The sequence below is a fragment of the Acetobacterium wieringae genome (assembly GCF_026646375.1).
GTDB classification, from domain to species: Bacteria; Bacillota; Clostridia; order Eubacteriales; family Eubacteriaceae; genus Acetobacterium; species Acetobacterium wieringae_A.
Window position 1 is genome coordinate 14,769 of record NZ_JAIPPU010000018.1, and the last position, 14,292, is coordinate 29,060.

Below are 14,292 nucleotides of genomic sequence, written 5' to 3' on the forward strand. Positions count from 1 at the left end.
TATTATAAACAAAGTTCAGAATTATGCAAGGCAAAAAACTTTTGAAAAGCATTAACACCAAAAATTATGCTATAATAGTTCAGTAACTTAAGGAAAATTAAGATAAGGAGCAGATAATTTGAACACAACCAAGAAAAAAGAAGCATTTAAAGAGACGTTAAAGTTTGCCTTCATTCAAACTGTGCCGGTACTTTTCGGCTATGTTTTCATGGGGATCGCCTTTGGCATCCTGCTGGAAAAAGCGGGATACAATTTCATCTGGGCATTCTTTATCAGTCTGATTATATACGCCGGTTCAATGCAATTTGTGTTGATTGGATTACTGGGTGGCGGGATGGGTTTATTGTCGCTGATTGTCCTGACTCTGTCGGTTCAGAGCCGTCATATATTTTATGGATTATCTTTTATTGAGAAATTCAAGGCGATGGGAAAATGGGGCTGGTATATGATTTTTTCGTTGACCGATGAAACCTATTCGCTGCTTTGTGGCATGAACATTCCCAAGGAACTGAATGAGAAACAGGTGTTTTTTACTGTGGCGGCCCTGGATCAGAGCTACTGGATTATTGGCTGTACCCTTGGGGCAGTTATCGGCAGCTTTATCGGCTTTGATACCACCGGCATTGATTTTGCCATGACTGCCCTGTTTGTGGTAATTTTTATTGAGCAGTGGTATAGTTATCAATCTCATCTGCCGGCGCTGCTTGGGACGGTTTGCGGGGTGGTATCGCTGTTTATCTTTGGGCCCGGCGCTTTTATTCTGCCAGCGCTGATTGCGGCAGTATGCTTGTTGTTGATTTTTAAAAACAGCATAAAAATTGGGGAGAATCAGGAGGTGTGTCAATGAGTTTGGAATTTCTAACACCACTATTAGTAATTTTGGTGGTGGCTGCCTGCACCTTCCTGACCCGCTTTCTGCCCTTTGCCCTGTTTGGCGGGGGGAAGGAGGTGCCAGCCCTGGTTAAAACGCTGGGCGATCTGCTGCCGCCGGCGGTTATTGCTATTCTGGTGGTTTATTGTTTGAAAGGAGTTAGTGTGATGGTGGCACCACATGGTTTTCCCGAGTTTATAGCAGTTGCCATTGTGGCGCTGTTGCACATTTGGAAGCGTAATAATCTGCTTAGTATCGGCGGGGGAACGCTGGTCTACATGGTGTTGATCCAAATGGTGTTTGTATAGATAGTCACCAGAATCAAAGCAGATGATAAGAGGTAGAAATGTTTAAAATTGGTGAGTTTTTCAAGCTAACCCAGGTATCGATTCGGATGCTCCGTTATTATGACGAAAACAACTTGTTAAAACCGGCGAAGACGGATCCAAATACGGGCTATCGTCTGTATTCGGGGAAATAAATTCCGCAGCTACAAAAGATTGTTTTCTCGCGAGATATCGGATATACTGTTTGGCACCGTTCGTATTTGGGGGGAGGAAATCTTTATTGAACTGGAAGAGGCTTATCGTGAAGGACTCGACGGGTTCTCGCACATCAATGTTTTCTGGTGGTTCAGTGAGTTTGATACTGAAGCAGCCCGGAAGGTTCTTTCCGGCCCTCAGCCCTATAAACAGTCGCCGGCGGTGATGGGCGTATTTGCCACCCGCTCACCGATTCGGCCCAATCCCATTGCCTTGACTCCGGTTTCAGTGCTGGAAATTGACTACCACAAAGGGATCATCCGGATTCCTTACATTGATGCCAACGATGGAACCCCGGTGCTGGATCTCAAACCCTATACTCCTAGTCTGGATCGGATTGAGAATCCCGGAGTGCCGCATTGGTGTGCACATTGGCCCAAAAGTGTGGAAGCATCTGGTGATTTTGATTGGGCAGCGGAGTTTAATTTTTAAGTTCAGAACGAAGCTAAGCTGGCAATTAAAAATTTTATCTTAATCCCCTGATCACTAAACATTTTTTCATGTTCGGTTTCAATATTATCCGGATAGTCTGAAGCGTGAAGATCATTTATCAAAGTTGTGATGGTAAAGCCAGCGGATTCAAAATACTTGATGGAATCCCGGAATAAATCATCACTGTCAGTTTTAAAATAAATCGCGCCATTTTCAGCTAAGAGTTTTTTATACTTTTCCAGTTGTTTAGTGTGCGTCAGCCGCTTTTTATGAAAGCGGCGGCGGGGCCAGGGATTACAGAAATTAATGTAAATCCGCTCGACCCCATCCTCGGGGGCAAGGATCATGTCGATCCGTTCAATGTCCCAGGACATAATCTGGACATTGTCAATGGCCTGATTCGTGTCAACGTAGGCTGCCTGGATGTTGCGTTTTGTCAAACCCAGCACCGCATCAATCAGATCAATGGCCAGATAGTTGAACTCCGGATGGCGGCTGGCCAGCGCCGAGATAAAGGTTCCTTTACCGCAGCCCAATTCAATATGAAGGGGCTGCTTTTTTTTAAACAGTAGTTGCCATTGGCCGCGATGAACCGGCGGTGTGGCCTGAAAAAAGCCACAGGCTTCAAGTTCCGGGCGGGCCCAGGGTTTTGGTCGTAGATGCATTGGTTACTCCTTTGGTAAATTCTTTATAGATAATTGCGAAACTGCCGTGAGCTTTGCGTCCAGTTTCGTACGAAACAATTGTTACACTGTACGGCGGACAGTTCTCTGAACTGTTCGCCTACACGTTACAAAATTGTTTGTGGAAACTGCACTCAAAGCAACCATTGTTCGGTGTTTTTTCATTTCGCAATGTATAAATTGTTGTTATAGTTCGATAATTTTTGTCGCTACATGGTCAATGAAGGATCGGTCATGCTCCACAAAAATCATCGTTGGCGGGGTTTGTAGCAAAAGCTCTTCAATCTGCACCCGGGAGAGGACGTCGATATAATTAAGCGGTTCGTCCCATAAATATAAGTGGGCTGACTGACAAAGGCTGCGGGCTAAATAGACCTTCTTTTTTTGACCTTCACTAAAGGTAGATAGATTTTTCTCAAATTGCTCCCGGTTAAATCCCAGCTTTCGCAAAATGGTTTTAAAGAGACTTTCGTCAATTTCTTCACTGTGGCAGAAATGACGGAGATCACCGGTTGGCAAGTCAGTGTCCTGGGGAATATGCGATAGCTGCAGCTGGCTGCCCAGCGTCAGATTGCCGGAAAAGCTGATTGGCTCGCCCAGTATCAGCTTAAGTAAACTGGATTTTCCCGAACCATTCGGGCCAACAATGGCAATCCGGTCGCCCTGGTTGATTGTAAAACTTAAATCTTTCAGAATCGGGCGGTCATCATAGTAAAGAGACAGGTGGTTGGCTGAAATCAGCCGGTCTTTTTGGTAAGTTCGTGGTCGGATCTTGAGACTGTCGTTCCAGTCAATATTTTTCATTAACTTTTCTTTTGACTCAATATTTTTTTGCTGACGCTTTTCCAGCGATTTGGAGCGTTTCATCATTTTTGCTGACTGATGACCAATATGGCCCCGATCAGGGCGAAGACCGGAAATCCGTTGACCGTTTTTAGACTTCTCAACGGCATTTGACCAATTTTCGGTGCGTTTGGCAGCGGATTTTAATTGGACGATTTCCTGTTTCAGTTTCTTAGTCTGATTGCATTCAAACTGATCCTGACGTTGTTTATTAAGAAGCCAGGTGGAATAGTTGCCTTTCTGAATCTCAATGTTCATTTTGTTAATTGATAAGACGTGATCGACACAATTATCCAGGAAGGTGCGGTCGTGTGAAACCAGAATAAAACCCGGTTTTTTTTTCAAATACTGACTGACAACTCGTCGACCTTCCAGATCGAGATGATTGGTTGGCTCATCAATTAACAGAAATTGATTTGGTTTTAAAAACAAGGCGGCCAGTAAGATCTTGGTTTGCTCGCCCCGGCTCAAGGTGCTAAATGGCCGATCCAGTAGCTCTGGACCCAGGTTCAGTAGCGACAATTCCCGCTGTAGTTCCCAGAGCGGATAATCAGGATAAATCCCATCGACAAGAGTGCGAGTCAGTTGGGAAGGGTTCTTGATCGCAAAAGGAAAATACTCAAAATCGACCGTTGTGGCGATCACGCCGGTATAGTCATAAAGACCCATCAGAAGGTTTAAAAAGGTCGTTTTGCCGCGGCCGTTGCGGCCGATAAAGCCCAGCTTCCAGTTTGTGTCGATGGTAAAGGAAACATCTTCAAAAATATTTTCACAACTGTTTTCGTAGTTAAAGCTTAAATGTGATATGGAAATTTGTGACATCATTGTACCTCTCTTGCCAAGCCGGATAATAACAGCTTGGACAATAAAAAACCGCAAGAAAACTATCCTGCGGCTCAATGATTGACAGCACAAAAAATCCATAGATAAGGAGTTGATGGTGCTAGAGAGGCAGTGCTTTTCTTGTAATTTTCTTGCTTAAGCGCACCAAAACAAGCGGTTTAACCGCGGGCTTTGAAAACACTTTCCAATTGTTGGTTAGCAAGATAAATTACGCATCCTCTTAACTCCTTTTTGTATTTTGATTATAGTCTAACATTTTTCTAAAAAGAATTCAATCCCAAACCGTGCGATTAGCCTTTAATGCCGGATTTAATTAGGGTGTTAAAAACGAAACCTGTTCTTCTGCCGGGGGATAAACCTTCAGCTTTTCCTTAATTGGTTTGCTATAGCTATTGGACAGACCAAAGGCCTGGCGCAGGGGATTGAGTCGGCCATAAAGCTCGTCCTTATATGCTTTAGGAGCACCGCCTTTTTTGTACAGGTTCCAGAGGGTGTCGTATTTTTCGGAATAACTGGTTTTAATAAAGTCAAAAAACGCTGGTTTGGTGGCTCCCCGCAGATACAGAGCGCCAGGCAGTACATAATCGATACCGGCATCCTGGCCAGCAGCAAACAAAGCAGACAGGGTTTCAGAATCATCGGTCAGCGTGGGAATAATCGGCATCAGATGGTGACCGACAGAGGCATTGGTTTTTCGAAATTGTTTGAGCATCGCAAAACGGGCAGAACTGGAGACAGCGCCGGGCTCGATTTTTTTCCGGACGGCTTCATCTAAAGTTGTCACCGTGGCGGCCACATTAATATAGGTAATCCGGGACAATTCATCAATCAGGTCATAATCCCGGAGCACCAGATCCGATTTGGTGGAGATAATGGCCGGGGTCTTATATTTGATCAGCAACTTTAGTATTTCCGGCATCAGCTGATACTGGGCTTCCGCTGGCTGATAGCTGTCAGTAACGCCACCAATATTGATGATTTCCCGTTTCCAGTTTGGCGAGGCGAGTTGTCTTTCCAGCACTTCGACGATATTGGTTTTGACCGAAATAGTGGTTGTGAAATCGGAAAAACCGCTAAAACCATGGGTTCCCATCGCATAGCAGTAACGGCAACCATGGCTGCAGCCCCGATAAATATTTAAATCCCAGCCATAGGGAATTTTTCGCTTTAATTCATGCAGAGCCGTTGTACAGGTGATCGGGTAATACGTTGGCATAGCAGCCTCCTTATGATTTCTTTATCCTTACTTAAGTATATGTCATAAAAGTTTAGGGTGTCCATAAGAATTTGTGGTAAAATTATTTACTGTTTGGCATAAATCACTGGATAATAAATGCAGATGTTTAAAATAAAGGGTAATAAAGAAAAGAGATCATACAAGGGGGCAACAGGCATGAGCAATCATAACGGAAGAAAAGTAGTTGCAGTCATCATTATTTCAATGTTGATTATTTTACTGGTAGCAGCCGGGGCCTATCTGGCATTAGAAGATCTGGTTGGAAGCATGGATTTCCAGTCTTTTTTTGAGGATACCAAAGCTCAGCAGAATGAAGAAATCACCGCCAGTCAGCAGCAGGCCTTTGATGGATATGCTTTTCTTGAGGATAATGAAAAACAGGCCTATGCCAGAGTTGTTGGTATGCTCACCGATTTTGAGACCGAGGTGAAAGTCAGTGGAGTCAATACCGAAGAAATCGAGCGGGTTCTGGCGGCCATCGATTATGACTATCCGGAAATATTCTGGACAGGGGAGTTTTCCTATTATTTTGATGAGGGCAATCAGAAGGTCAGCAAGGTTATGGTTGAATATCCCTATGATGAAGCCGAGAAAGAAAGGCGACAGGCCGAAATTGAAGCGGCTTTTCAGGAATACAGCAGGGGCATAAAAAGCGGCATGAGCGACTATGACAAAGTCAAATATACCTATGAATATGTAATAAAAAACACCGTGTATCAGGAAGACCTTCAGGATGATCAGAACATCTACAGCGTCTTCGGGAAAAAGGGCTCGGTTTGTGCCGGATATTCCAAGGCCATACAATATCTGCTAAAACGCACCGGGATTGAGTGCTCCTATGTAGCCGGTGAGGCCATCGGCCAGGGGGCCCATGCCTGGAATTTGGTGCGGGTTGATGGGGAGTATTATTACCTGGATGCGACCTGGGGGGAATTCAACATTGCCGATAACGCAGAACCGGAAAAGAGTATTTTTTATGACTATTTCTGTGTCACAACGGCGGAACTGCTTAAATCGCATCAACCCGATCAGACCTTGATTGCATACCCGGAGTTTACCGCAACGGCAGCTAATTATTTTGTCAAAGAAAACAAGCTTTATGACCTCAACAAAAAAAGCGAGGAAAACCGTTTTGTCAGCGATCTGGAAGTAGCCCTGAATACCGGAGAAAAGTATTTTCATTATGCCATAACCGATGCCAATACCATCGGCGTTGCTGAAGATCTCATGGATGATGTGCTGGGATCCTATTACTGGTTTTCCAGTGAGGACAGCTTATCAAACACGATCGAGCTTTATTAAAATAGAAACATTTTTTGAGTTATCAAAAAGCCCCATTCTGATTTTTCAGAATAGGGCTTTTGTTTATTCCATCGCAATCAGATGAACACCGTGAACGCCATCCAGAGCTTCCAGTATGGCCATTAATTCATCGATGGTCAGAACCAGATCTTTACCGTCGAGGGTTACGATCACAATGGCGGCCTGGTTAATGGGGATATCCTGATGAATGGTGATGATACTGGTCTGGTGATCCCGAAGAATATTTAAAATATTGGAAAGGATTCCGGGCTGGTCATCCAGTTTAAAAGAAAGGGTGAACTTCCGACCATAGTTTTCTGAAGGGGTAAAAATATAGTCTTTGTATTTATAATAGGTACTGCGACTGATGCCCACCTTTTTGACCGCATCGCTGACCGATTTGCACTGAGAGGATTCCATGAGGATCCGGGCTTCCACCACTTTGGAATAATAATCGGGCAGGATTTTTTTATTGACAATCAGATAATCTTTAATCATTGGCTTAACCTCCCAAAATCTGGACACCCGTATGATCGGGGGCCAGAGAAATGAGTTGCCAGCCCGGTGCTTTTTCTGCTAAATAGGCTTGCATATCCGGCTTAAAATTATGGTTATCCACTGAATTAATAGCCAGAATGGTGGGCCCGGCCCCGCTGATACAGGTGTTGAGGCAACCCATTTCCCGGGCTTTTTTGGTAATCACATCATAGTGGGCAATCAGCTTCTTGCGATAGGGTTGGTGCAGGCGGTCCTTCATGCACAGCTTTAAAATATCGGCTGATCCGTTGGCCAGGGCCAGATAGGTCATGGTGGCCCGGGGCAAATTATGGGTGGCATCGGCAAAGCTGATTTTTTTCGGCAAAACCTGTCGGGCATCGGCTGTCGATAAAGGGAAGTCCGGCACTAAGGCATAAAACTCATAACTGGGATGCACTGAGCTCTTAATATAGATGTTTTTGCCGTGATCGTTCATTGATACCACCAGGCCGCCGAAGATCGCCGGGGCGACATTGTCGGGATGGCCTTCCAGTTCCACTGCCATATCAAACAGCTCCTCCACTTCCAAGGGTGATCCAATCAGGGCATTGGCACCAAAGAGTCCCCCGACGATACAGGTGGCCGAACTGCCCAGACCCCGGCTGATGGGGATATCCACGGCAGTGTGGATATAGAGACCTCGGGGACGGTAGCCCACTTTTTTAAACACCTTCTGCATCGAACGGTAAACTAGGTTGGTATCGCTTTGATACTTCCGCTCCACTCCCCGGATTGTCAGTTTGCCGTCATTTTTTTCTTCAAAACTGAAGTTATTATAAATCGATAGTGCCAGACCGAAGGCATCAAACCCCGGGCCAATGTTGGCACAGGTACCGGGAACCTGAACCTTAATCATTTTTGGTCACCTGATCGTTTAAAAAATCAAGAACGGCCTGGGACATGTCGGTTTTATCACATTGACCCTGATGCTGATTGGCTTTTTTGTCCAGATCTTTTAATGGTTGTGGAATGGTGGTGCCGGTTTTTTCTGCCAGAATCGTTAACAGCTCATAATCGTTGCAGTCGCACTCACCGAAAATGCTTTCATAAACTGAACGGCCAAACTTGTAGGGGCTGGCGGTGGAGACAATCACCGTTTTGGTGGTATCCCCGGTTTCACTGAGATAGTCTTCATAAACCTTATTGGCTACGGCGGTATGGGGATCCATCAGATAATGACTGTCATCAAAAATGGCTTTGATGGCTTGGGCGGTTTCGGTCTCGTTGGCAGTACCGGCATAAAAAAGGCCGGTTTTTTCCATCAGGGTTTGTGAAGCCTGATAAGCACCCTGATTTTTTAGCTGCGCCATCAGATCACTGACGGCATCGGGATCCGCACCGGAGATATCGTAAAGCAGCCGTTCCAAATTGCTGGAAATCAGAATATCCATGGACGGTGACGAGGTTTTATAAAAATCCCGATTGCGGTCATAGTTGCCGGTTTCAAAGAAATCGGTTAAAACCTTGTTGGCATTGGAGGCACAGATCAGCTTGTTAACCGGCAAGCCCAGTAGCGCAGCATAGTAACCGGCCAGGATATTGCCGAAATTCCCAGTCGGGACGACGAAATTTATTTTTTCATCCGGCTGGATTTCACCCCGCTTAAGCAGTTCATAATAACTGTAAAAATAATAAACGACCTGAGGCAGCAGCCGGCCGATGTTAATCGAATTAGCCGAGGAAAAGATCACATTGGCTTGTGCCAGTTCAGCGGCCAGTTGGGGGTCGTTTAAAATCATCTTAACACCATTTTGGGTATCGTCAAAATTGCCGTCGACACCGACCACACAGGTGTTATCACCGATTTGGGTCAGCATTTGTTTTTCCTGAACGGTGCTGACCCCATCCTTGGGGTAGAAGACGATGATGCTGATGTCCGGGACATTGGCAAAACCTTCCAGGGCCGCCTTACCGGTATCTCCAGAGGTGGCGGTTAAGATCATAATTTTCTGTTGGTTATTGACGTTTTTCATGGACTCTACCATCAGATATGGTAAAATAGTCAGAGCCATATCTTTAAAGGCACAGGTGGGTCCGTGAAAAAGTTCCAGAAAATAGCGGTCGTTGACTTTTTTTAGCGCAACTGGTTCCTGTTCTTCAAATTTACCGGAATAATAAGCGCCCTGAATCGAATCATCAATTTGCTTGGTACTGAAATCATCAAGAAAAGCCGAAAAGATCGCGTGGGCCATCTCGCCATAGTTTTTTCCGATAAACTGGGTTGGATCTAAATTAATCGTATCAATAAAATTGGGGACGAAAAGTCCACCATCCGGGGCCAATCCTTGCAGGATGCCCTGGGATGCGGTAACGTTGATGTCTTTGGATCGCGTGCTGTTGTAGCCTTTTTTCATGTAATTCCTCCAAAAAAATATGGTGTGCCGGGAAAAATCGGAAAAATTTATTCCCGGGAGGGTATTGAATAACCCCTAGCTATATGATAGAATGTTTTCACTGAAAAAACAAGTGTTTTTAGAATAAATACATATACGAGGTGAATTTTATTGAATATCGCACTTTTAGGCTTTGGAACCATTGGTTCTGGCGTCTACGAACTCATCAATTTAAATAAAGGCAAGTTTGCTGGTAATTTTACCGATGTGGAGTCCCGCAGGTCAAGTCCGGTCATTACCAAGGTACTGGAACGGGATGCAACCAAGGATCTGGGCGATACCGTTGGAAAAATTGTGACTCACCCCAGTGAAATTCTGGAAGACGAAAGTATTGGCCTGGTGATTGCCCTGATGGGTGGCATGGACTTTGAATATGAAATGATCAAAGAGTGTCTCCGGGCGGGAAAACATGTTGTGACCGCCAATAAGGCTGTCATCTCCGAGTACTTTCAGGAACTATTGACGCTGGCTGAAGAAAATGGCGTGGTTCTGCGTTACGAGGCATCTGTCGGCGGTGGGATTCCGATCATCGGCAGTTTAAAAGAAGAAATGAAAATCAATCGGGTTACCGAAATCAAAGGGATTCTTAACGGAACCACCAATTTCATCCTGTCGAAAATGACCGAAGAAGGAGCGGATTTTGGCGATACCCTGGCCCTCGCCCAATCCATTGGTTTTGCTGAAGCGGATCCGACGGCTGATGTGGAAGGATACGATGTCTCCCGTAAGCTATCGATTCTCTCATCGATGGCCTATGAAAGCATTATTCGCGATGAAGATGTTTATAAACGGGGGATCACCGACATTCGTGCCGCCGATATTGAGATGATTGGATCGATGGGTTACGTGGTCAAGTATCTGGGACACTCCATTCTGGATGAAAAAAATGTCTATACCACTGTCGAGCCGGTACTGTTTAAGGAAGCCTCGATTATGAGTAACGTCAACAGTGAATTCAATATCATTTCGATCACCGGGGATATCATCGGTGAGCTGCAGTTTTATGGCAAAGGTGCCGGAAAAGACGCGACGGCCAATGCCGTTGTCGGCGATGTCCTGTATATTCTCAATATTGTCGGAGAACAGAATTTGCCCAAACCGCTGCGGCTTAATCGTCAGCTCAATAAAATGGGTACTGACATATTTAAAGGTAAATATTATTTACGGGCAAATCTGAGTGACAAAGAAATGCTTGATCAGGTGCTGACCGCCGTGGAAACAGTGGCCGCCCGAAAAACCGTCATTGTTAATGATAATCAGGTCTATGTGGTGACAAACGCCATTGCCGCCAATGATTTTAATAGAATGGCAGAAAAATTAAAAGAAACGGTGCCTGAATGTTTTTATGCCCGGATCTATGAATAAGGAAAGAGTGACTGAGGTAAATGCAAGATCTAATCGTACAGAAATATGGCGGCTCCAGTGTCGCCAATGTGGAAAGAATAAAGCGTGTTGCAAGTCGGATTATTGAGACTAAGGAAAAAGGAAAGAAGGTAGTGGTGGTGGTCTCAGCCATGGGCGATACCACCGATGACCTAATTGAACTGGCTAAAAAAATAAATGATCATCCTCCCAGCCGGGAAATGGATATGTTGCTGGCTACCGGTGAGCAAGTTTCGATATCGCTGCTGGCGATGGCGATTCAGGCCATGGGGCATGACGTGGTCAGTTTAACCGGTGCCCAGTGCGGAATCGTTACATCCAATGTTCACAAACGGGCCCGGATTAATGATATTCACACCCATCGGATTGAGAAGGAACTGGCCGCCGGTAGGATTGTTATTGTTGCCGGTTTTCAGGGTATCAACGAAAACAAGGATATTACCACCCTGGGTCGGGGCGGTTCCGATACTTCGGCAGTGGCCGTGGCGGCGGCATTAAAAGCCGAACTCTGCGAAATCTATACCGATGTTGATGGGGTGTACACCGCTGATCCCCGGATTGTCGAAGAGGCCTCAAAAATTGATGAAATCTCCTATGAAGAAGTTTTGGAGATGGCCAGTACCGGAGCCAAGGTATTGCATCCTCGGTCGGTGGAAATGGCCGAAAAATTCAAGGTACCGCTGGTGGTACGATCAAGCTATAATCATAACGAAGGAACCATTATTAAGGAGGACGTTATTATGGAAAAAGTGTTAGTTCGAGGGGTATCTCTTGATGAAAATATCGCAAAAATCTCAATCTTTGAAGTGCCGGATCAACCGGGGATTGCCTTTAGACTGTTTTCTGCTCTGGCAAAAGCCAATATTCATGTGGATATGATTGTTCAGAATGTCAACCGGACATCGGTTAATGATATTTCGTTTACCATTGATGTGGATGAACTGCAGGAAGCCGTTTCGGTGGCTCAGAAATTTGCCTTTGAGGTCAATGCCCAAAAAGTCGAATATGATCAGGGTGTTGCCAAACTTTCTGTGATCGGCACCGGCATCGTCGCCAATGCCGAAATTGCCTCCAAGTTCTTTGAAGCGCTGTTTGAACTGGGAATCAATATCCAGACCATCAGCACCTCGGAAATCAAAATTTCCTGTCTGATTGACAAGGAACGGGGCAAAGAAGCAATGGTTCATATCCACAAAAAATTCGATATGTAATAAATTAAAAGCTCTGAGATCGTTTGATAAAGCGGTTTCAGAGCTTTTTTGATTTAAGGATATTCTGTTTTTCCATTGATCTATCTTAGAGGACATCATCAAATTGAACTTTAGTGGGTACAGTGGCAATGAAACAGGTAGGTTTTCGTCCGGCGGTGCTTATCAGTAATGATTTTTTTAATGAAGAGGTGAACAGGACAAGCATTTTTCCGATATGATATCGACGCGATCAATTTGTGAAGCATCGGGAGAAATTCCAGCTTTGGTTGATTTGTATGGATATTTATGGGCAAATCAGCTATACTGCAAGTATTGAGATGAACGAATAAGTCTGACGGAGGAGACGAGATGAAGGAGAATAAGTTGGTTCTGGAAATACTTCTCAAAAACCAGATAATCACCCGAAAAAACATAGCTGAACGAATTGATGAAGCAGAGCGATCCGGGAATTCCGTTTTAGATATATTGATTAAGGATCGGATTGTTGCCCAGGAGCGTTTAGTGACTATATTTCACAATGAATGGGGATTTGAGTTATATAATCCACAAAAAGATCGATTGGAGCTTCGGGCTATAAAATTCTTTTCAAGAGAACAGGCAAAAAAATATTTGGTTTTTCCGCTGAATCAAGAGCATGAAGATCAGCTGACGGTTTTGATGGCCGATCCTACCGATGAGGAAATACTGCGTCAGGTGAAACGAATCGCGGATAAACGGCTCAAGATATTAGTTGCGACCCGGGATTGTATCCTGGGTTTGATTGGCAAATACTATCACCAAAAACCTGTTTATCGGGATAACATGGATTTAATGAACGTGGGGGAAAACAAAGAAACGGCCCCGGAACCGACTGTCGTCACCTTAGTTAATGATCTGATCGATGAAGGTGTTTCCCGAGGTGCCAGTGATATTCATGTGGAAGTTTTTCCGCAGAAAATTCAGGTTCGTTTTCGAATTGATGGTGTCTTAATACCGGTTGGGCTACTGAGTAAAGAAATCTGGAAGGGAGTAATTACCCGGCTGAAAATAATGGCTGGTTGCGATATTGCCGAGCAACGCCATCCTCAGGATGGCGCTTTCACCACTACGTATGAACATCGGCAAATCGATGTCCGGTTGTCGATTATTCCGACCATTCACGGGGAGAAGATTGTTCTGCGCCTTCTGGATCAAAAGAATTTTCTTGTTGGTGTAGATGATCTGGGTTTTTCCAGTGAACAAAAACGTTTATTGAAGGAAATATTGGAAGCCCCCCATGGCATGATTCTGGTCTGTGGACCCACGGGAAGCGGAAAGTCAACCACACTGTACAGCCTGCTAAATGGTATGGATCCCCGAACACAAAATATTATCACCATCGAAGATCCGGTGGAGTTTCAGATGGACGATATCAACCAGATTCAGGTGAACGAAAAAATCGGCCTAAACTTTGCCAATGGCCTTCGGGCGATTTTGAGACAAGATCCCAATGTGATTATGGTTGGTGAAATTCGTGATGAAGACACTGCAGAAACGGCTATTCGGGCGGCGATTACCGGGCATTTGGTATTATCCACCATTCATACCAACAACGCCATTGCGTCCATCAATCGGTTGATGGACATGAAGATTCCCCTATACCTGTTGTCGGCAGCGCTCCGAGGGGTAATTTCCCAAAAATTGATCAAACGTCTGTGTCCAAACTGCCGGAAAAAAGCGCTGGCAGGTGAAGCAGAAAAAAAGCTACTGGGCATTACGGATCAGGATGTTGCGCTTTTCTATCCAGTGGGCTGTTCGCTTTGTCATGGTACCGGCTATCAGGGGCGCATCGCGGTACAGGAAGTGTTGAAAATCACCAGAAGAATCCGGGAAGTAATTGGTCAAGGCGCGGACTATGATACAATTCGTAAAGTAGCCATTGAAGAAGGGCTTCAGCCCATCGAAGAATCCCTGAAACGCCATCTCCTGTTGGGAAATACATCCATCAACCAGGGGTTGGAGATTTTAGTATTCGAAGAAGCGTGGCATCGTTAGGG

At 45.0% G+C, this 14,292-nt stretch carries 13 protein-coding genes and 1 pseudogene; 8 read left to right on the forward strand and 6 right to left on the reverse strand.

Going from position 1 to position 14,292, the window contains the following annotated elements; translation table 11 throughout:
- Positions 1–118 precede the first annotated feature (118 nt).
- The 4 genes and pseudogenes from Q7P33_RS14960 (at position 119) to Q7P33_RS14975 (ending at position 1,845) form a co-directional block, all read left to right on the forward strand.
- On the forward strand, positions 119–847 hold the full coding sequence (locus Q7P33_RS14960) for an AzlC family ABC transporter permease (protein ID WP_303871540.1): 729 nt from the start codon (positions 119–121) through the stop codon (positions 845–847).
- Entirely contained in the window at positions 844–1,179 is a 336-nt protein-coding gene (locus Q7P33_RS14965) for a branched-chain amino acid transporter permease (RefSeq protein ID WP_303871541.1), read from the forward strand. Before Q7P33_RS14960 ends, Q7P33_RS14965 begins: the two co-directional genes overlap by 4 nt.
- A 38-nt stretch (positions 1,180–1,217) precedes the next feature.
- Positions 1,218–1,349 (forward strand): annotated as a pseudogene (locus Q7P33_RS14970) (MerR family DNA-binding transcriptional regulator); the annotation flags it as partial.
- Positions 1,350–1,416: 67 nt separating this feature from the next.
- Entirely contained in the window at positions 1,417–1,845 is a 429-nt protein-coding gene (locus Q7P33_RS14975) for an SAM-dependent methyltransferase (protein ID WP_303871605.1), read from the forward strand.
- Between the two features lie 2 nt (positions 1,846–1,847).
- Here Q7P33_RS14975 and trmB read toward each other — a convergent pair whose 3' ends face one another.
- The 3 genes from trmB to Q7P33_RS14990 form a co-directional block, all read right to left on the reverse strand.
- Entirely contained in the window at positions 1,848–2,510 is a 663-nt protein-coding gene (gene trmB / locus Q7P33_RS14980; RefSeq protein ID WP_303871542.1) for a tRNA (guanosine(46)-N7)-methyltransferase TrmB, read from the reverse strand.
- Positions 2,511–2,714: 204 nt separating this feature from the next.
- Positions 2,715–4,193 carry a ribosomal protection-like ABC-F family protein gene (gene abc-f / locus Q7P33_RS14985; RefSeq protein WP_303871606.1) on the reverse strand — a complete coding sequence of 493 codons (1,479 nt, stop codon included), beginning with the start codon at positions 4,191–4,193 and terminating at the stop codon, positions 2,715–2,717.
- A 334-nt stretch (positions 4,194–4,527) separates the two neighbouring features.
- Entirely contained in the window at positions 4,528–5,430 is a 903-nt protein-coding gene (locus Q7P33_RS14990; protein WP_303871543.1) for a radical SAM protein, read from the reverse strand.
- 177 nt (positions 5,431–5,607) lie between these two features.
- Between Q7P33_RS14990 and Q7P33_RS14995 the strand changes: the two genes are divergently transcribed.
- Positions 5,608–6,753, forward strand: a complete 1,146-nt coding sequence (locus Q7P33_RS14995) for a transglutaminase domain-containing protein (RefSeq protein WP_303871545.1) — start codon at positions 5,608–5,610, stop codon at positions 6,751–6,753.
- A 63-nt stretch (positions 6,754–6,816) separates the two neighbouring features.
- Here the strand turns inward: Q7P33_RS14995 and Q7P33_RS15000 are convergent, their stop codons facing one another.
- Genes Q7P33_RS15000 through thrC form a run of 3 tightly spaced genes read right to left on the reverse strand, consistent with a single transcriptional unit; the run spans position 6,817 to position 9,644 of the window.
- Entirely contained in the window at positions 6,817–7,251 is a 435-nt protein-coding gene (locus Q7P33_RS15000) for an ACT domain-containing protein (RefSeq protein WP_303871546.1), read from the reverse strand.
- Positions 7,252–7,255: 4 nt separating this feature from the next.
- Positions 7,256–8,146, reverse strand: coding sequence for a homoserine kinase (gene thrB / locus Q7P33_RS15005; protein ID WP_303871548.1), 891 nt, complete (start codon positions 8,144–8,146; stop codon positions 7,256–7,258).
- Positions 8,139–9,644, reverse strand: coding sequence for a threonine synthase (gene thrC, locus Q7P33_RS15010; protein ID WP_303871550.1), 1,506 nt, complete (start codon positions 9,642–9,644; stop codon positions 8,139–8,141). The genes thrB and thrC overlap by 8 nt, the downstream gene beginning before the upstream one ends.
- A gap of 150 nt (positions 9,645–9,794) precedes the next feature.
- Here thrC and Q7P33_RS15015 point away from each other — a divergent pair, with 150 nt between their 5' ends.
- The 3 genes from Q7P33_RS15015 (at position 9,795) to Q7P33_RS15025 (ending at position 14,290) form a co-directional block, all read left to right on the forward strand.
- Entirely contained in the window at positions 9,795–11,048 is a 1,254-nt protein-coding gene (locus Q7P33_RS15015) for a homoserine dehydrogenase (RefSeq protein ID WP_303871551.1), read from the forward strand.
- Positions 11,049–11,068: 20 nt separating this feature from the next.
- The gene (locus Q7P33_RS15020) at positions 11,069–12,277 is read left to right on the forward strand and encodes an aspartate kinase (RefSeq protein ID WP_303871553.1); all 1,209 of its coding nucleotides are present in this window, start codon (positions 11,069–11,071) and stop codon (positions 12,275–12,277) included.
- A 348-nt stretch (positions 12,278–12,625) separates the two neighbouring features.
- Positions 12,626–14,290 carry a GspE/PulE family protein gene (locus tag Q7P33_RS15025; RefSeq protein WP_303871555.1) on the forward strand — a complete coding sequence of 555 codons (1,665 nt, stop codon included), beginning with the start codon at positions 12,626–12,628 and terminating at the stop codon, positions 14,288–14,290.
- Positions 14,291–14,292 lie beyond the last annotated feature (2 nt).